This is a genomic window from Burkholderia sp. 10_S31 (genome assembly GCF_056930375.1).
Map to the genome: position 1 here is coordinate 2,659,742 of NZ_JBXOWK010000003.1, position 17,822 is coordinate 2,677,563.

Below are 17,822 nucleotides of genomic sequence, written 5' to 3' on the forward strand. Positions count from 1 at the left end.
CGACGTGAGCGCCGCCGACGAGGCCAGCGCCGCCCGGCAGGACGACGCGATCGCCGCGCCCGCGGGCGCCGACTCGACGCCCGACACGGTAGACGGTGTCGCGGCGTTCGCACGCCTGTACGGCGAGCCGCTCTTCAAGCTGCCGCAGGATCTCTACATCCCGCCCGATGCGCTCGAGGTGTTCCTCGAGACGTTCGAAGGCCCGCTCGACCTGCTGCTGTACCTGATCCGCAAGCAGAACTTCAACGTGCTCGACATCCCGATGGCGCAGGTCACCGCGCAATATCTCGGTTACGTCGACCAGATCCGCACGTCGAACCTCGAGCTGGCGGCCGAATACCTGCTGATGGCCGCGATGCTGATCGAGATCAAGTCGCGGATGCTGCTGCCGGTCAAGAAGGCCGACACCGGCGAGGAAGCCGAGGATCCGCGCGCGGAACTCGTGCGCCGCCTGCTCGAATACGAGCAGATGAAGCTCGCCGCGCAGCGCCTCGACCAGCTGCCGCAGCTCGGCCGCGACTTCCTGCGCGCCGAGGTCTACATCGAGCAGAGCGTCACGCCACGCTTCCCCGACGTGAACTCGGACGACCTGCGCGCCGCGTGGGCCGACGTGCTCAAGCGCGCGAAGCTCGTCCAGCACCACAAGATCTCCCGCGAGGAGCTGTCGGTGCGCGAACACATGAGCCTGATCCTGCGCCGCCTGCAGAACGCGCGCTTCATGGAGTTCGCCGACCTGTTCGACACGTCGCGCGGCGTGCCGGTGGTCGTCGTGAACTTCATCGCGATGCTCGAGCTCGCGCGCGAATCGCTCGTCGAGATCACCCAGGCCGAACCGTTCGCGCCGATCTACGTGCGCCTCGCCTACCTGCCCGCGTAAGGCGGGCCGCCGCGCCCGCGTCGCCCCTGCACACTCGACACACCGCATTGCGCCGCCGGCCCCGCCCGCGCGGCTCGCCAGCGACGCGCCCGATTAAAAAGTGAACGATCGTTCTTTTTTTGATGCGCCCGGCGGCCAAATCCTCTACAATCCGCCGACGCCCGATGCGCGGCCCGCGCGCCGGCGTTCTCCGCTTCGACCCCGACGCCGCAGTTGCGGCGCCAACGCGCGCATGCGCGAGGAACCCGCTACCCGATCATGAAAGTCATCAGCTCGATCCAGGAACTGCGCGACCAGTTGCGCGGCCAGAACCGCACGGCGTTCGTGCCGACGATGGGCAACCTGCACGAAGGTCACCTGTCGCTGATGCGCCTCGCGCGCCAGCACGGCGATCCGGTCGTGGCGAGCATCTTCGTCAACCGGCTGCAGTTCGGCCCGAACGAGGATTTCGACAAGTATCCGCGCACGCTGCAGGACGATATCGAGAAGCTGCAGAAGGAAAACGTCTACGTGCTGTTCGCGCCGACCGAGCGCGACATGTATCCGGAGCCGCAGGAGTACCGCGTGCTGCCGCCCGACGACCTCGGCGGGATTCTCGAGGGCGAGTTCCGCCCCGGCTTCTTCACGGGCGTGTGCACGGTCGTCGCGAAGCTGATGTCCTGCGTGCAGCCGCGCGTCGCCGTGTTCGGCAAGAAGGATTACCAGCAATTGATGATCGTGCGCCGCATGTGCCAGCAGCTCGCGCTGCCGGTCGAGATCATCGCGGCCGAGACCGTGCGCGACGAGGACGGCCTCGCGCTGTCGTCGCGCAACCGCTACCTGACGCCCGACGAGCGCAAGGAAGCGCCCGAACTCGCGAAGACGCTGCAGCGCGTGCGCGAAGGCGTGCTCGGCGGCGAACGCGACCTCGGCAAGCTCGAGCAGACCGCATGCATGCACTTGGCCGAGCGCGGCTGGGCGCCCGACTACATCTCGATCCGCCGCCGCGCGAACCTGATCGCGCCGAGCGCCGCCGAGCTCGAAGCCGGCGAACCGCTCGTCGTGCTCGCGGCCGCGAAGCTCGGCGCGACGCGCCTGATCGACAACCTGGAAATCTGACGGGCCGCCCGCCCTCGCCTCTCACGCATCACGGAGATACCATGCAGCGCCATATGCTCAAATCGAAGATTCACCGCGCGGCCGTCACGCACTGCGAGCTGCATTACGAAGGCTCGTGCGCGATCGACGAAGACCTGCTCGAAGCAGCGAACCTCGTCGAGAACGAACGGATCGACATCTGGAACATCAACAACGGCGAGCGCTTCTCGACGTACGCGATCAAGGGCGAGCGCGGCAGCGGGATGATCTCGCTGAACGGCTCGGCCGCGCGTCGCGCGCAACTCGGCGACCTCGTGATCATCGCGGCGTTCGCGATGGTCGACGAAGCCGAGCTGCAGGCCGGCTGGAAGCCGAAGCTCGTGTTCATCGACGAAGGCAACAAGATCAAGGGCCATCGCGATCACGTGCCGACGCAGAACTGGACGTAATACGGCCGGCCATCGGCGTGTCACGACACGCCGGGTAGCTGTCGCGGCGCCCCGCGCGTCATGGCGGCCGGAGCCGCGCAACCGTATGAAAACAAAGGGCCTGATCCGGCGCGATGCCGGATCAGGCCCTTTGTCATTCACTCTGCCTTGCTCACTGTGCCCCGGCTTCGCCCGGTTCGGCCAACGCGGATCAGGACGCCTTCGCGACCTTCTCCGCTTTCGACGCACGGCGCTCGGCCCATTCGACGATCGGCCGCCACTGCTCGAGATCCTTCTCGACACGGTTCTTCGCGACGTCCCACAGCGTCAGGCCGTGCGCGGCGATCTGCACGTAGTTCTGCGTGTCGCGCACGTAGCCGAGCACCGGCAGCCCGAGCCCCTCGACGAAACGGTGCAGTTGGTCGGACGAGCGCGTACGCGCGTCGACCCGCATCCCGACGATCCCGACCTCGACGCTGCCCTTGCGCACCGCCTTCTCGCCGGCGAGGCGCTCCAGAAACTGCTGGGTCGCGAGAATATCGAACATCGACGGCTGTAGCGGCACGATCACCTTGTCCGCGAGCTGCAGCGCGACGTTGAGCCGGTTGCCGTGCAGCCCGGCCGGCGTGTCGATCACCGCATATTCGAGGCCGCGCGGCGGCTTCGTCGGCGCGTCCGGATCGAGATCCCATGCCTCGATCGCCGGCAGGCCAGCCGGCCGCAGGTCGAGCCATGCATGCGCGGACTGCTGCCGGTCCAGATCGGCGAGCGCGACCCATGCGCCCTGCGCCGCGAAATAGCCGGCAAGATTGGTGGACAGCGTGCTCTTCCCCACGCCGCCCTTCGGATTCGCCACCACGATGACCGTCATGAATTCCCCCGAGAAGGCCGCGCGGCGCGTGCCGCATGGCAGGCGCCGCTCGATTGCGGATACAGGGAGCGATGATATCGGCAAACGGGGTGTCACCGGAACGGGTTGCGCCGATGCCTGCCCCGTTTATGCGGGTCGCGTCGCCGCGCGCGGCGCGCCGAGCGCGAAGGCGCCGCCGCCCAGCAGCGCCTGCACGGCCAGCGTGACGGCCCAGAACGCCGGGTATTCCCAGCCGCCGTGCGGCGATGCGAAGCCCCAGCCGTTCGGCAGATGCGCGGACACCGCGCCGAGCATGAACGGCAGCAGCACGAGCGCGGCGATCCGCACGCGGAAGCCCGCGAGCAGCGCGAGGCCGCCGGCCAGCTCGACGAAGGCCGTCACATACGCGAGCCAGCCCGGCAGGCCGATCGACGCGAAGAACTGCGCGGTGCCGGGCAGCGTGAAGACGAATACCTTCTGCGCGACATGCGCGAGGTACAGCACGCCGAGCGCGACGCGCAGCAGCGTCGCGCCGAGATCGTTCAGACGATTGGGGTTCATGGCGAATTCCTTCGTGAGTGGGTGAGAATGGATCGCACTCTATTCGAATCGATTCGACCGATAAACACGCCGCAAGGCTTTAACTGATTCCTACAAGGAACGAATCGAGCTGTAAAAAAGGGCATGACCGATCATGCCCTGACGCTCCATTTCCAATACGCTCGTCAGCCGCCGCTCTTGCCCTGCCCGGCGTCGCCGGAGCCAGCCGGACCGCCGCCCGGTGCGTACGAATCGCACGCGTGCGCAACCGCCGACGCGCCCAGCAGCACCGCGAGCAGCACGCTCAACCACCATCGAGCCTTCATCGTCGCGCTCCTTCGGGCGGACCTCCGCCCACCTGAGTTGTACGCGATCCTCCGCAAAATACCAGGCCGGCCGCGCCGTACGTCAGCGGAACTCGGCGTACAGCGCGCGCAGGTCGAGATGCTCGGCGAACGAATCGGCCAGCCGCTCGAGCGACGCCTCGCGCAGCGCCGGATAGTCGATGCGTTCCGCGCCGTCGAGCCCCGCCCACGCGAGCAGGGCCGCGCACGCGTCGGGCGCGTCGAACAGCCCGTGCACGTAGGTCGCGAGGATCTGCCCGTCGGGCGATACCGCGCCGTCCGTGCGCACGCCGCCCGGTGCGTCGCCCGTTGCCAGTTCCAGCGCAGGCGCCGCGAGCGCGGGCCCGCGCGTGTCGCCCATGTGGATCTCGTAGCCGTGCACGGCGGCCGCGCCGGGCAGCGCGAGATGCCCGGCCACGTTCTTTAGCGTCTTGTCCGGCTGCAGCGTCGTGTCGAAGTCGAGCAGGCCGAGCCCCGGCACGCTGCCGGGCGCACCCTCGAGGCCGAGCGGATCGTCCAGCGTGCGGCCGAGCATCTGCATCCCGCCGCAGATGCCGATCACCTTGCCGCCATAGCGCAGGTGCCGGCGGATCACAGCGTCCCAGCCCGCGTCGCGCAGCCACGCGAGATCGCGCTGCACGCTCTTCGAGCCGGGCAGGATCAGCAGGTCGGCGTCCGCCACCGGGCCGCTTTTCCAGTACGTGAACTCGACCTGCGGATGCGCGCGCAGCGGATCGAAATCGGTGTGGTTGCTGATCCGCGGCAGTGCAGGCACCACCACGCGCAGCACGCCGGCGTCGCCGCGCGCGGCGGCGCTGCGCGCCTGCGACGGCAGCATGTCCTCGGCGTCGAGCAGCAGCCCGTGCAAGTACGGCAGCACGCCGAATACCGGCTTGCCCGTCTGCGCGCGCAGCCAGTCGAGGCCCGGTTCGAGCAGCTTGATGTCGCCGCGGAAGCGGTTGATGACGAAGCCGCGCACGCGCGCGCGCTCGCTGTCCGACAGGCACGCGAGCGTGCCGACCAGGTGCGCGAACACGCCGCCGCGGTCGATGTCGGCCACCAGCACGACCGGGCAGTTCACGCGTTCGGCGAAGCCCATGTTCGCGATGTCGCCGTCGCGCAGGTTGATCTCGGCCGGGCTGCCCGCGCCTTCGACGAGCACCGTGTCGTAGCCGGCGCGCAGCCGCGCGTACGACTCGAGCACTGCGTCGAACGCGACCGGCTTGTAGTCGTGGTACGCACGCGCATCGAGGTTCATGCGCGCCTTGCCGTGAATGATCACCTGCGCGCCGCGATCGCTCGTCGGTTTCAGCAGCACCGGGTTGAAATCGGTATGCGGCGCCACACCCGCGGCGAGCGCCTGCAGCGCCTGCGCACGACCGATCTCGCCGCCGTCGGCCGTCACCGCGCTGTTCAGCGCCATGTTCTGCGGCTTGAACGGCGCAACGCGCGCGCCCGCGCGGCGCGCGAGGCGGCACAGGCCCGCGACGAGCGTGCTCTTGCCGGCGTCGGACGTCGTGCCCTGGATCATCAACGTGCCGCGCGGCTGCGGTTCGGGTGCATTCATCGTGTGCAAGGTCGTGGCGAAGCAAAGGCCGCATTATCGCCCGCGCCGCCGCACGCGCGCCGTTACAATCACGCGATGATTCCGCACGACCTCACCTTCGTCCTCGGCGGCGCGCGCTCGGGCAAGAGCGCGCACGCCGAGCGGCTCGCCGCCGACAGCGGCCGCCCCGTCACCTATATCGCGACCGCGACGGCGACCGCCGCCGATGCCGAATTCGAACGGCGCATCGCGCATCACCGCGCGCGCCGGCCGGCCGACTGGGGCTTCGCCGATGCGAGCGTCGACCTCGCCGGCACGCTCGCGCGGCTCGACGATCCGCGCGCGTGCCTGCTGGTCGACTGCCTGACGCTGTGGCTCACGAACCTGCTGTGCCCGCTTGACGGCGAACCGCTCGACGATGCGCAGTACGCGGCGCAAGTCGAGCGGCTCGAGCACGCGTTGCGCAACGCACGCGCGCAGGTGATCGTCGTCAGCAACGAAATCGGGCTCGGCGTCGTGCCGCTCGGGTCGGTCACGCGCCGCTACGTCGACGAGCTCGGACGCCTGAACCAGCGCATCGCCGCGCTCGCGACACGCGTGACACTGCTGGTGGCCGGGCTGCCGCTCGAGCTCAAGGCCGGAGCGCCGTCATGCTGATGCTGTCGCTGCCGGTCGTCGCGATGCTCGCGGTCGCGGCCGCGCTCGTCGATCGCCTCGTCGGCGAACCGGCCAGCTGGCATCCGCTCGTCGCGTTCGGCCGGCTCGCCGGCCGCATCGAAGGCGCACTGAACACGGGCCGGCGCGGCCGCGCGGTTGGCGTTGCCGCATGGGTCGCGGCGGTGTTGCCGCCGGTGGCCGTCGCCGCATGGCTCGCGGCCGTGCTGCCGTGGCCGCTCGCGGCCGCGCTGCACGTCGCGCTGCTATGGTTCGCGCTCGGCGCGAAGAGCCTCGCCGACCACGTCGCGCCGATCGCCGCCGCGCTGCTGCGGCACGATCTCGACGCCGCACGCGCGCTGACCGCGCGGATCGTGTCGCGCGACACGAGCGAAGCCGACGAAGGCGCGCTGTCGCGCGCGGCCGTCGAATCGGCGCTCGAAAACGGCAACGATGCGATCTTCGGCGCGCTCTTCTGGTTCGTCGTCGCGGGCGGCCCCGGCGCGCTGCTGTTCCGGCTCGCGAACACGCTCGATGCGATGTGGGGCTACCGCACGCCACGCTTCCTGACCTTCGGCTGGGCCGCCGCGCGCCTCGACGATGCACTCAACTGGATTCCCGCGCGCCTCACCGCCGCGAGCTACGCGCTGCTCGGCGACACGGCCGCCGCGTGGCGCTGCTGGCGCACGCAGGCACGCCACTGGGACAGCCCGAACGCGGGCCCCGTGATGGCCGCGGGCGCCGGCAGCCTGAACGTGCAGCTCGGCGGCCCGGCCGTCTATCACGGCGAAATCGAAGAGCGCCCCGCGCTCGGCACCGGCGCGCCCGCAACGGCCGTGCACGTCGTCGCCGCGCTGTCGCTCGTCACGCGCACGCTCGCGCTGTGGCTCGCGCTGCTCGTCGCGAGCGGCGCACTCATCCTCGCTACCCATCATGTCTGACGCACGCATCCCGCACGGCGGCAACCTGCACGAAGCCGCGCGCCGCCACGGCATTCCGTACGACGCCTGGCTCGACCTGTCGACCGGCATCAATCCGGTCGGCTATCCGGTGCCGCCGGTCCCGGCCGACGCATGGCGCCGGCTGCCCGACGACGGCGATGCGCTCGCCGCGCGCGCGGCCGACTACTATCACGCGCCCGATGCCGAGCACGTGCTGCCGGTCGCCGGCAGCCAGGCCGCGATCCGCGCGTTGCCCGCGCTGCTGCCGACCGGCGACGCCGGCGTCGCGACACTCGCGTATGGCGAATATGCGCCTGCCTTCGCGCGCCACGGCCATCGCGTCGTACCGCTCGACATCGACGCGGACGTGTTGCCTGCGACGTTGCGTCACGTCATCGTCGGGAATCCGAATAATCCGACCGCCGAATCCGTGCCAACCGAACGGCTGCTCGGCTGGCATGCGCAGCTGTCGACACGCGGCGGCACGCTGATCGTCGACGAGGCATTCGCGGATACCGGCGCCACCCCATCGCTCGCGCAGTACACCGATCGTCCGGGTCTCGTCGTGCTGCGCTCGGTCGGCAAGTTTTTCGGGCTTGCCGGCATTCGTGCAGGCTTCGTGCTCGCGCATCCCGACCTGATCGCCGCATTGCGCGACGTGCTCGGCGCCTGGACCGTCAGCGGCCCCGCGCGTCATGCGGTCGCCGCCGCGTTCGCCGATCGCGCATGGCAGGCTGCCGCGCGCGATCGGCTCGCGGCCGACGGCGAACGACTCGCCACGCTGCTGCGCATGCACGGCTTCGCAGTACGTGCGACACCGCTCTTCAGCTGGACCGACGACCCGCGCGCCGCCGCGCTGCATGCGGCGCTCGCCGCGCGCGGAATCTGGACACGGCACTTCGCGCGACCGTCGAGCATACGCGTCGGCCTGCCGGGAAGCGAAGCCGAATGGCAGCACATCGCCGACGCGCTCGCGCAGTGCGTCCCGGCGCTGCAACGGGCATCCGCATGAACGTTCGCCTGTTCCGCCGGCTACCGCCGCTCGTAACACTCGTCGCGCTCGCGCCTTTCGCTCATGCCGACGTCACGGCACACGACGATGCCGGCAATACCGTCACGCTGCCTGCGCCGGCGCAACGCGTGATCAGTCTCGCGCCGCATGCGACCGAGCTGGTCTACGCGGCTGGCGGCGGCGCGAAGCTGGTCGGCACCGTCACGTACAGCGACTATCCGCCCGCCGCGCAGGCCGTGCCGCGCGTCGGCGACAACAAGGCACTCGACCTCGAGCGGATCGCCGCGCTGAAGCCGGACCTGATCATCGTCTGGCGGCACGGCAATGCCGAACGGCAGACCGATGCGCTGCGGGCGCTGCACATCCCGCTGTTCTTCAGTGAACCGAAGCATCTCGACGACGTGGCGACGTCGCTGCGCCGGCTCGGCACGCTGCTCGGCACGGAACCGGTCGCCGACGCGGCCGCGGCATCGTTTTCGCGCGACATCGCGGCGCTGCGCGCGCGTTACGCGACGCGTCCGCCCGTCACGATGTTCTTCCAGGTATGGGACCGGCCGCTGACGACGCTCAACGGCGCGCACCTGTTCAACGACGTCATTGCGCTGTGCGGCGGCCGCAACGTGTTCGCGGCGCTGAAGCCGCTCGCGCCGACCGTCACCGACGAGGCCGTGCTCGCGGCGAATCCTGAAGCGATCGTGACGACGAGCGCCGGCGCGACGCGCTTGGATGCGCCGCTGCCGAGCCTCGCGCGCTGGCGTGCCTGGCCCGCGCTGACGGCCGTGGCGCACAACAACCTGTTCGCGATCGACGGCGACCTGCTGACCCGTCCGTCGCCGCGGATCGCGCAAGGCGCGGCTGCGCTGTGCGAGGATCTCGACGCCGCGCGGGCGCGGCGGCCGGCGCGCTGATTCCGGCCTGCGGCGCGTCGGAGGCGGACGCGAGCGCCTACGCGTCCCAGTGGACGACTTCCCACGGGCGGTCGGCATCATCCATGCGCAGCCACACGACGCCGCCCGTCGGTACCGGTCGCGACAGCACCGTATCGAGCGGCACGCGCAACGCGTGCGACGCGAGCGCGCGAATCACGCCTGCATGCGTGAGTGCCCATTGCGGCGCATCGGTCTGCGCGACCGTGCCCGCGATCCGCGCGACACGCGCGGCGAACCGTGCGACGCTTTCGCCGCCGTGCGCGCATGCGTGCATCAGGTCGGCCGCCCACGCGTCGAGCGCGGCGCGGTCGATGTCGTCCCAGCGCTGCAGCTCCCACGTGCCGAAGTCCATTTCCCGCCAACCCGCGTCGCACCGCAGCGGCACGTCGAGCGCTTGCGCGAGCCGTTCGGCGACCGACGCGCAGCGCGCAAGCGGGCTTGTCCAGACCTGTTCGGGCAACGGCGCTGCGAGCGCCGCCAGACGCTCGCGCACGGCCTGCGCGCCCGCATCGGCCGATGCCGCGAGCGGCACGTCGCTTCGCCCGTAGCAGACGCCCGGCTCGACATCGACGGCCGGATGGCGGATCAGGACGAGGTCCATCCGAGCACCACCAGATAGATCGCCAGTTCACTCAGTTGCTGCGCGAAGCCGAGACAGTCGCCGGTATAGCCGCCGATCCGCTTCACGAAATAGCGGGCCGCCCATGCACGCACGATCACGAGCGCGACGAGGGCCGCAATGCCCGCGCGCCAGTCCGGCCAGATGAGCCACGGCAGCCCGAATGCGGCCGCGACCGACGCCGAGCGTGCACCCATGCGCTGCGCGACCGGTTTTGCCTTGCCCTCCGGCCGGACGTAGTCGAGCGACATCAGCAGGCTCACGGCCGCCGCGCGGCTCGCCGCATGTGCGGCGATCATCGTCCACGCGGCGCGCAGCGGCGGCATGGCCGCGAGCGCCTGCCATTTCAGGCCGAGCGCGATCACGAGCGCGACCGCGCCGAACGTGCCGATTCGCGAGTCGTGCATGATGCGCAGCACGTCGTCGCGCGCATAGCCGCCGCCGAACGCATCGCAGCTGTCGGCGAGGCCATCCTCGTGGAACGCGCCGGTCGCGAGCAGCGTCGCGGCCATCGACAGCCCAACTGCGATCGACGCGGGCAGCACGCGCAGCGCCGCGAGATAGACGAGCGCGCCCCACGCGCCGACGCATGCGCCGATCAGCGGGAAGTAACGCGCGGCCTGGTCGAGATCGCCCGCCGCGTAGCCGATCGCGCGCGGCACCGGCACGCGCGTGAAATAGCCGAGCGCGACGAAGAAGTAGCGCAGTTCGGCGCGTACGCCGCGCGCGTGCTCAGGCGTCACGATTGTCGACGCCCGCGGATTCGAAGCTCGCCATCTCGGTGAGGAACGCGGCCGCCGCGCGCACCAACGGCAGCGCGAGCGCGGCGCCCGTGCCTTCACCGAGCCGCAGGTCGAGCGCGAGCAGCGGCTTCGCGCCGAAATGCTCGAGCATGCGCCGGTGGCCGGCCTCGTGCGACGTATGCGAAAACACGCAGTAGTCGCGCACACCGGGCGCGATGCGCTCGGCGACGAGCAGCGCGGCCGTCGCGATGAAACCGTCGACGAGGATCGTCATCCGCTCGCTCGCGGCCGCGAGATACGCGCCCGTCATCATCGCGATCTCGAAGCCGCCGAACGTCGCAAGCACGTCGAGCGGCGCGATCGCGTGCGAATGCCGGACGAGCGCGCGGCCGAGCACCGCGCGCTTGTGTGCGAGCCCCTGGTCGTCGAGGCCCGTGCCGCGCCCGACGCACGCGTCGATCGGCACGTCGAGCAGCCGGCTCATCAGGCATGCGGCCGACGACGTGTTCGCGATCCCCATCTCACCGAAGCCGATCACGTTCGTGCCGAGCGATGCGTGCAGGCGTACGCGTGCGGCGCCGGCCGCGAGCGCGGTGTTCGCCTCGTCGCGCGTCATCGCGGGCTCAACCGCGAAGTTGCGCGTGCCGCGCGCGATCGGCAACGACACGAGCCGGTCGGATACCGGCAGCGGCGACGCGACGCCCGCATCGACGATCTCGAGCACGCTCTGCGCGACACCCGAGAACGCATTGATCGCCGCGCCGCCGGCCAGGAAGTTCGCGACCATCTGCGCGGTGACCGACTGCGGATACGGGCTCACGCCCTCGGCCGCGATCCCGTGGTCGCCGGCGAACACGATCGTGACGGGGCGCTGCAGCTGCGGCCGCTCGGTATGCTGGATCAGGCCGATCTGCAGCGCGATCGCCTCGAGCTGGCCAAGACTGCCCGGCGGCTTGGTCTTGTGATCGATCACATGCTGCAGGCGCTTGCGCAGCGTGTCGTCGAGCGGCGCGATCGCGGGCGGGAAGTCGGTCGGTTTCGTCATTGGAAGGTTGCCTCGTTGGCGCGGCCGCTGCCGCGCATCGAAAGAAGGGAGTTCATCGCCGCTCGGGCCACGCAGGCAGCAGCGCGTCGCGGCCGTTCTCGCGAATCAGCACGAGCGGATAGCCGAACGCGTCGCTCGCGCGCGCCGGCGTCAGCACGTCGTGCACGGGGCCCGCCCACGCATGGCCGCGGCCGTCGAGCAACAGCGCGTGCGTCGCGAAACGCCGCGCGAGATTCAGGTCGTGGCACGAGAACAGCACCGTGCGCGGGCCCGCGTCGAGCCACGCGCCCAGCGCGGTCAGGCCATCGATCTGGTGATGCAGGTCGAGATGGGCGAGCGGTTCGTCGAGCAGCATCAGCGGCGCGTCCTGGCACAGGGTCGCGGCCAGTGCGACGCGCTGCCGCTCGCCGCCCGACAGCGACAGCACGTCGCGCGACGCGAGCTCGGCGAGCCCGAACGTCGCGAGCGCGGCGCGCGCGGCCGCACGGTCCTCGTCACGCTCCCAGCCCCAGCCCCAGCCGCCAAAATACGGAAAGCGGTTGAGCAGCACCGTGTCGAATACCGTCGCGCTGAACGCGTCGTGCAGTTGTTGCGGCATCAGCGCGCGGCGCCGCGCGAGCGCTTCGGGCGACCACGCGGCGAGCGGCCGGCCGTCGATCTCGACGTGGCCGCCGGCCGGCTGCTGCAGGCCCGCGAGCGTCGCGAGCAGCGTCGTCTTGCCTGCGCCGTTCGGCCCCGCGACGCACCAGATCTCGCCGGGCCGGAACCCTTGCGTGAAGCCGTCGAGCAGCGTCCGTGCGCCGGCCTTCAGCGTCAGGTCGACCGCCGCGCAGGCCATGTCGCCGCCGGTGTGCGATACGGTGTGCGTCATCGCATCGGTCTCCTCAGCAACATCCACAGGAACACCGGCACGCCGATCAACGCAGTCATCACGCCGACCGGCAATTGCGCGGGTGCGATCGCGGTGCGCGCGAGCAGGTCCGCCGCCATCACGCCGCCGCCGCCCGCGAGCATCGCGGCGGGCAGCAGCATGCGCTGGTCGTTGCCGAATGCGAGCCGCAGCGCGTGCGGCACGACGAGGCCGACGAAGCCGATCGTGCCGGCCGTCGTCACCGCGGCCGCGGCGGCCAGCGACGCGACGAGGTAGATCCGCATGCGCAGTCTCGCGACCGGCACGCCAAGCGCATGTGCAGTCGCGTCGCCGCGCAGCAGCACGTTGAGTTGCGGCGCGGCCGGCAGCGCGACGCAGGCGGCCACCAGCAGCGCACCCCATGCGAACCAGGGCGCCGTCACGCCGTTCAGGTCGCCCGTCAGCCAGAAGATGATGCCGCGCAGCCGCGCATCGGGCGCGAGCGACAGCAGCAGCGTGACGAGCGCGCCCCACCCGGCCGCGATCACGACACCGGTGAGCAGCAGCCGCGGCGACGCATCGCGCGAATCGCCGCGCCACAGCTCGCGGCGAGCCAGCCCGAGCACGAGCGCGACCGACGCGAGCGAGCCGGCGAACGCGGACGCATCGACGAGCCACCACGCGGCGCCCGCGATCATCGCGACGAGCGCGAAGCCCGCCGCGCCGCCCGACACGCCGAGCACGTACGGCTCCGCGAGCGGATTGCGCAGCAGCACCTGCAGCAGCGCACCGGCGAGCGCGAGCAGCGCGCCGCAGGCGAAACCCGCGAGCGCGCGCGGCAGCCGCAGCGTGCGCACGATGTCGGCGAACAGCGCGTCGCCGCCGTGCGGCACGAGCGACGCGAGCGCCTGCCACGGCGACATCGGCACGCTGCCGATCGACAGCGACGCGACGAACAGCAGCGCGACCACGGCCGCAAGCACGGCCCAGATCGCGGCGGCACGCGCGGCGCTCATGCGGCGTACGGCATCGCGCATGACGCGCGACAGGTCGGCTGACCACTGTTGCCGACCGAGCGCGGCACGGGCGTCGCGCTTCGGCGCGTTGTAGGCATACGCAAGCTCGTTATCCTTGTCGAACGGGTTGTTGCGCCGCACGCCGGCCATACCGGCATGCAACGGCCGCGATCCGCCGGGCCGCACCTTCGCGCGACCGGCGTTCTGCGCAATATAGTGGAAGGTGCCGCATCGGGTCGATCGGCGTGGTGACGACGAGCGTCGGCGCCGATCCCGGACGAATCGGCGTCCGCCGCGGCCTGCGCGACGGCGGCAAGCGGTACGCCGCGGCGTGCGCCGAATGCCGTGCGGACGATTGGGGTCAGCATCGAAGACAAGTCCCGTGAAGCACTGCGCGCCCCGCTTCCCCGCAGGCCGCGCGTCATGAAGCCGTGCTGGCTCCTCGCCTCGGCCGGTATCCGGGCTGGCGGCGTACCGGCTCGCCTTCCCGCGCGTGTCACGCGCAGTGGCCCGCGCCCGCGTGCGACCTACCTGCACGCGAAACGCGCCCGAGCCGGCCTGCGTCACGCGACGCGGCCGCTTACCGTTGCGGGGGCAGCGCAGGTTGGCGATCTCCGGGCGGAGCGCGCGGCCTGCTTCCCGTTTAACCGCGCGACGCACGCGCGAGCACCGAGGCGGCGCCAGTTTAGGAGCCGGCCGCGCGAGCGTCAAGAAAGCGGCCGAACGCGTGCCTGGCGCGCGCCGCGAACACGCCGGAGCCGTGTATTCGCGGCAAGAAGCCGGGGTGTTACGACTGGAAACGTTACAGATGTCGGAATGCGCGTTATTCCGCGCTAAAATGCTGGGTCTTTAGAGGACGCAGCAGATGCTCAACGAACTCGAAACTTTATCTCAAAATATTGGCCGTCTGATCTCGCTGAACAAGCGCTATCACTCGGAACGGCTCGCGCTCGAGGAGCAGGTCGCGCAAATGCGCGCGGAAGCGGACGCGGTCCGCGCGGAACTTGCGCAACTGCGCGACGAACGCAATGCGCTCGCGGCCGAGCGCGACACGCTGTCGGCGAAGATCGACGACGCCCAGGTCAAACTGAACGCGATTCTCGAAAAGCTGCCGCGCACGAAGAATGCGGAGCAAACCGACAACCAGCTCGACCTGCTGGATGCGCAGGCGCGCACGGATAGCGACGACGCGGCCAGCCACGGAGAACATGCATGAGCACCAAGCAGATCGAAGTCTCGATTCTCGGTCAGCCCTATCGGCTCGCCTGTTCGGCCGAGACCGAAGCGGCGCTGCTCGAGGCCGTCGCGCGCGTCGACGCCGAAATGTCGAAGATCCGCGCGAACAGCTCGGTGCGCGGCACCGATCGCATCGCGGTAATGGCGGCATTGTCGCTCGCATCCGAATTGCTGCGGCTGCAAACGAGCGTGCGGCACGGTGAAGCATTTCCGGCGGAAGAAATCCGTCGTACAATGCATCAGATGAACGAACAGCTCGGCGCGGTGCTCGCACAGCACGAGACGCAGTAACGTTCGATCGATGCGTCGATTCCCCTTGATCTCGGCGATCAACGGTGGTCAAATTGGCGCAACGAAACACAGTTCAGTCAGCTTCCCTGCCTGGTTCGCCAAGGTCATATATTCCTTGAACCAATGCCATGTGCACGGTTGCGGAAATTTGTAGCACGGGCGCGCGCGTCACTCTGTCTGATGTACCCGATGTGCTGCTAACTGCGACCAATTCTGAACCCCAGGTTCAGGATGCCGGCCTAGCGGCCAAGGCGGGGGCCTATCCAACGGCATCGGGCGAGTCCCGATGCCGTTTCCTTTTGTAGCAGCCTCTTTCTGCGTCGATCACGACCATGCAATACTGGCTGATGAAGTCCGAACCGGACGAAGCAAGCATCGACGACCTCGCGCACGCGCCGCAGCACTCGCTGCCCTGGACCGGCGTGCGCAACTATCAGGCGCGCAATTTCATGCGCGACACGATGAAGATCGGCGACGGTGTGCTGTTCTATCACTCGAGTTGCCCCGAGCCAGGCATCGCGGGCCTCGCCGAAGTCTCGTCGACACCCTACCCCGATCCCACCCAGTTCGATCCAAAAAGCCCGTATTACGATCCGAAGTCGACGCAGGAAGCACCACGCTGGCTGCTCGTCGACGTGCGCTTCGTGAAAAAGTCGCCGCTCGTGCCGCTCGCCGCGCTGCGCGAACACGACGAACTCGCCGACATGCGCGTGCTCGCGCGCGGCAACCGACTGTCGATCACGCCCGTCACGCGCGCCGAATGGCGCTTCATCACCGAAAAGCTGATGAAGTAGGCGCACGCAGTAAGGCGCGTGCAGCTCGCGCACGCCAAAGGTCAAATCCGGTCAACACGCGCCACGATCACGGAACTCGCGGAGCGTTCGCGCGGCCTAAGCAACCGCTGTCGTCCGATCGGGCGACGGCCGTTTTTTGTCGCGCGGTACGCCCGCGTCGCGCACGCGTGATCCGCGTGCGCGCCCTCGCACAAGGAATCCAACAATGACCAAGAAATCCGCACTCGCGCTGTCGCTCGCCCTCGCCGTCGCCGTGCCCGTCGCGCTGACGCTCGCGTCGCCGGCCGCGCACGCGCAAACCGCGAACCCGCACTTTCCGGAGCCGGCGGGCGTGCTGTCGCTGTCGTCGCAGGCCAGCGCCGACGTGCCGCAGGACATCATCCACATCACGCTGTTCTACGAACAGCAGGCGAAGGACCCGGGCAGCCTGACGTCCGCGCTGAACCAGCGCGCCGATGCGGCGCTCGCACAGGCGAAGGGCGTATCGGGCGTCACCGCACACACCGGCGCGTTCTCCGTATATCCGAGCACCGATCGCGACGGGAAAATCTCCGCATGGCGCGGCCGTACCGAAGTCGTGCTCGAATCGCGCGACTTCGCGGCGGCGTCGAAACTCGCGGGCCAGTTGTCGAACCAGATGCAGGTCGCGAACGTCGAGTTCTCGCTGTCGCCCGAAGCGCAGCGTGCGGCCGAGCAGAAGCTCACGACCGAAGCGATCAAGTCGTTCCGTGCACGCGCGGACGAAGCCGCGAAGGCCTTCGGCTACAGCAGCTACTCGATTCGCGACGTGAACGTCGGCGGCGGCCGCAATGTGCAGCCGTACACGCGCATGATGGCGATGGCCGCGGCGCCGATGGACAACGCGAAGATGAGCGCGCCGATCTCGGTCGAAGGCGGCAAGGCGACCGTGTCGGTGACGGTCAACGGCTCGGTGCAGATGAAGTAACGCGCATCGCGCGACGCTCGGCAGATGCGAAAACGCCGGCCCGAAGGCCGGCGTTTTCATTTGTGATCCTGCGCTTTGCGATCCTGCGGTCGGTGCGCATGCCGATCGTGCGCATCGGCATCGCATCACGCGTCATACGTCACACGGAGCGCGCATGACACAACTCCATTACGCAACCGCATTCGCCGCGCGGCGGCGATACGCCCACACCATCAGCGCAATGCCCGTGAGAATCATCGGCAGCGACAGCCACTGCCCCATCGACAGGCCGAGGGCGAGCAGGCCAAGGAAATCGTCCGGTTCGCGCGCGAATTCGACCGTGAAGCGCGCGAGCCCGTAGCCGATCAGGAACAGCGCGGACACCGCCCCCATCGGCCGCGGCTTGCGCGAGAAGAAGAACAGCGCGAAGAACAGCGCAATGCCTTCGAGCGCGATTTCGTAGAGCTGCGAAGGATGGCGCGGCAGCATCTGGTATTGCATGAACACATCGGCGAGATGCCACTTCTCGACGAGCGCCGGATGCTTCGGCAGCCATGCTGCGTCGTCGCGCATCGCGCCCGGGAACATCATCGCCCATGGCGAATTCGGATCGGTCACGCGACCCCACAGCTCGCCGTTGATGAAGTTGCCGAGCCGCCCGGCCGCGAGCCCCGTCGGCACCATCGGCGCCACGAAATCGGTGACCTGCAGCCAGTGGCGCTTGCGCTGCCACGCGAACAGCGCCATCGCGAGCGTCACGCCCAGGAAGCCGCCGTGGAACGACATCCCACCCTCCCACACCTTGAACACGTCGAGCGGATGCGAGAAGTAGAAGTCAGCCTTGTAGAACAGCACGTAGCCGAGCCGGCCGCCGAGCACGGTGCCGAGCACGCCGTAGAACATCATGTCGTCGATGTCCTTCGCGGTCCAGCCCTGCGCCGCGACATGCGGCAGCTTCAGGCGGATCCGGCCGACGACGATCGCCGCGATGAAGCCGACGAGATACATGAGGCCGTACCAGCGCACGGCCAGCGGCCCGAGGTGGATCGCTACGGGGTCGAAATTCGGGTGAATGATCATGGGTTAGCGATGAAGTTTTCGAATG

At 69.4% G+C, this 17,822-nt stretch carries 21 protein-coding genes, 1 other RNA gene and 1 riboswitch; of the genes, 12 read left to right on the forward strand and 10 right to left on the reverse strand.

Annotated elements, in window-relative coordinates:
• Positions 1-4: 4 nt before the first annotated feature.
• From AC1Z3W_RS32475 to panD, 3 genes are all read left to right on the forward strand, one after another.
• A complete protein-coding gene (locus AC1Z3W_RS32475; protein ID WP_057926021.1) occupies positions 5-877 on the forward strand; it encodes a segregation and condensation protein A in 873 nt (290 codons plus the stop codon).
• A 258-nt stretch (positions 878-1,135) separates the two neighbouring features.
• Entirely contained in the window at positions 1,136-1,975 is an 840-nt protein-coding gene (panC, locus tag AC1Z3W_RS32480) for a pantoate--beta-alanine ligase (RefSeq protein WP_057926209.1), read from the forward strand.
• Between the two features lie 41 nt (positions 1,976-2,016).
• Complete coding sequence (gene panD, locus AC1Z3W_RS32485) at positions 2,017-2,403, forward strand: aspartate 1-decarboxylase (RefSeq protein WP_006754524.1); 387 nt, start codon at positions 2,017-2,019, stop codon at positions 2,401-2,403.
• A 190-nt stretch (positions 2,404-2,593) separates the two neighbouring features.
• Here panD and AC1Z3W_RS32490 read toward each other — a convergent pair whose 3' ends face one another.
• From AC1Z3W_RS32490 to AC1Z3W_RS32505, 4 genes are all read right to left on the reverse strand, one after another.
• A complete protein-coding gene (locus AC1Z3W_RS32490) occupies positions 2,594-3,253 on the reverse strand; it encodes a ParA family protein (RefSeq protein ID WP_057926022.1) in 660 nt (219 codons plus the stop codon).
• Positions 3,254-3,379: 126 nt separating this feature from the next.
• Entirely contained in the window at positions 3,380-3,793 is a 414-nt protein-coding gene (locus tag AC1Z3W_RS32495; protein ID WP_057926023.1) for a DoxX family protein, read from the reverse strand.
• 164 nt (positions 3,794-3,957) lie between these two features.
• On the reverse strand, positions 3,958-4,098 hold the full coding sequence (locus AC1Z3W_RS32500; protein ID WP_162840555.1) for a hypothetical protein: 141 nt from the start codon (positions 4,096-4,098) through the stop codon (positions 3,958-3,960).
• 82 nt (positions 4,099-4,180) lie between these two features.
• On the reverse strand, positions 4,181-5,683 hold the full coding sequence (locus AC1Z3W_RS32505; protein WP_483509307.1) for a cobyric acid synthase: 1,503 nt from the start codon (positions 5,681-5,683) through the stop codon (positions 4,181-4,183).
• 75 nt (positions 5,684-5,758) lie between these two features.
• On the opposite strand from AC1Z3W_RS32505, the gene cobU reads away from it, so the two are divergent.
• The 4 genes from cobU to AC1Z3W_RS32525 are packed head-to-tail and all read left to right on the forward strand — an operon-like array spanning position 5,759 to position 9,177.
• Positions 5,759-6,319 (forward strand): bifunctional adenosylcobinamide kinase/adenosylcobinamide-phosphate guanylyltransferase, encoded by a 561-nt coding sequence (gene cobU / locus AC1Z3W_RS32510; RefSeq protein WP_483509308.1) that lies wholly within the window; start codon positions 5,759-5,761, stop codon positions 6,317-6,319.
• Positions 6,313-7,257 (forward strand): adenosylcobinamide-phosphate synthase CbiB, encoded by a 945-nt coding sequence (gene cbiB / locus AC1Z3W_RS32515; protein ID WP_483509309.1) that lies wholly within the window; start codon positions 6,313-6,315, stop codon positions 7,255-7,257. Before cobU ends, cbiB begins: the two co-directional genes overlap by 7 nt.
• Positions 7,250-8,269, forward strand: a complete 1,020-nt coding sequence (gene cobD / locus AC1Z3W_RS32520) for a threonine-phosphate decarboxylase CobD (protein ID WP_483509310.1) — start codon at positions 7,250-7,252, stop codon at positions 8,267-8,269. Before cbiB ends, cobD begins: the two co-directional genes overlap by 8 nt.
• The gene (locus tag AC1Z3W_RS32525; RefSeq protein WP_483509311.1) at positions 8,266-9,177 is read left to right on the forward strand and encodes a cobalamin-binding protein; all 912 of its coding nucleotides are present in this window, start codon (positions 8,266-8,268) and stop codon (positions 9,175-9,177) included. Before cobD ends, AC1Z3W_RS32525 begins: the two co-directional genes overlap by 4 nt.
• 37 nt (positions 9,178-9,214) lie before the next feature.
• Here the strand turns inward: AC1Z3W_RS32525 and cobC are convergent, their stop codons facing one another.
• From cobC to AC1Z3W_RS32550, 5 genes are read right to left on the reverse strand one after another with little or no spacing between them, the layout of a single operon-like run.
• Complete coding sequence (gene cobC, locus AC1Z3W_RS32530; protein ID WP_175825079.1) at positions 9,215-9,799, reverse strand: alpha-ribazole phosphatase; 585 nt, start codon at positions 9,797-9,799, stop codon at positions 9,215-9,217.
• On the reverse strand, positions 9,784-10,560 hold the full coding sequence (locus AC1Z3W_RS32535) for an adenosylcobinamide-GDP ribazoletransferase (protein ID WP_057926028.1): 777 nt from the start codon (positions 10,558-10,560) through the stop codon (positions 9,784-9,786). Before AC1Z3W_RS32535 ends, cobC begins: the two co-directional genes overlap by 16 nt.
• Positions 10,550-11,605, reverse strand: coding sequence for a nicotinate-nucleotide--dimethylbenzimidazole phosphoribosyltransferase (gene cobT, locus AC1Z3W_RS32540; protein WP_124834436.1), 1,056 nt, complete (start codon positions 11,603-11,605; stop codon positions 10,550-10,552). Before cobT ends, AC1Z3W_RS32535 begins: the two co-directional genes overlap by 11 nt.
• 52 nt (positions 11,606-11,657) lie before the next feature.
• The gene (locus tag AC1Z3W_RS32545; protein WP_483509312.1) at positions 11,658-12,476 is read right to left on the reverse strand and encodes an ABC transporter ATP-binding protein; all 819 of its coding nucleotides are present in this window, start codon (positions 12,474-12,476) and stop codon (positions 11,658-11,660) included.
• A complete protein-coding gene (locus tag AC1Z3W_RS32550) occupies positions 12,473-13,471 on the reverse strand; it encodes a FecCD family ABC transporter permease (protein ID WP_124834438.1) in 999 nt (332 codons plus the stop codon). Before AC1Z3W_RS32550 ends, AC1Z3W_RS32545 begins: the two co-directional genes overlap by 4 nt.
• Positions 13,472-13,903: 432 nt before the next feature.
• Positions 13,904-14,160, reverse strand: a riboswitch (cobalamin riboswitch).
• A gap of 176 nt (positions 14,161-14,336) precedes the next feature.
• Between AC1Z3W_RS32550 and AC1Z3W_RS32555 the strand changes: the two genes are divergently transcribed.
• From AC1Z3W_RS32555 to AC1Z3W_RS32575, 5 genes are all read left to right on the forward strand, one after another.
• Positions 14,337-14,687, forward strand: coding sequence for a hypothetical protein (locus AC1Z3W_RS32555; RefSeq protein WP_057926031.1), 351 nt, complete (start codon positions 14,337-14,339; stop codon positions 14,685-14,687).
• Positions 14,684-14,998 carry a cell division protein ZapA gene (locus AC1Z3W_RS32560; RefSeq protein ID WP_011885730.1) on the forward strand — a complete coding sequence of 105 codons (315 nt, stop codon included), beginning with the start codon at positions 14,684-14,686 and terminating at the stop codon, positions 14,996-14,998. Before AC1Z3W_RS32555 ends, AC1Z3W_RS32560 begins: the two co-directional genes overlap by 4 nt.
• Before the next feature lie 80 nt (positions 14,999-15,078).
• Positions 15,079-15,260: non-coding RNA, 6S RNA (gene ssrS / locus AC1Z3W_RS32565), on the forward strand.
• Between the two features lie 70 nt (positions 15,261-15,330).
• Entirely contained in the window at positions 15,331-15,792 is a 462-nt protein-coding gene (locus AC1Z3W_RS32570) for an EVE domain-containing protein (protein WP_006750008.1), read from the forward strand.
• A gap of 205 nt (positions 15,793-15,997) precedes the next feature.
• On the forward strand, positions 15,998-16,738 hold the full coding sequence (locus tag AC1Z3W_RS32575; protein WP_175825078.1) for an SIMPL domain-containing protein: 741 nt from the start codon (positions 15,998-16,000) through the stop codon (positions 16,736-16,738).
• 168 nt (positions 16,739-16,906) lie between these two features.
• Here the strand turns inward: AC1Z3W_RS32575 and lgt are convergent, their stop codons facing one another.
• The gene (gene lgt / locus AC1Z3W_RS32580) at positions 16,907-17,797 is read right to left on the reverse strand and encodes a prolipoprotein diacylglyceryl transferase (RefSeq protein ID WP_057926033.1); all 891 of its coding nucleotides are present in this window, start codon (positions 17,795-17,797) and stop codon (positions 16,907-16,909) included.
• Positions 17,798-17,822 lie beyond the last annotated feature (25 nt).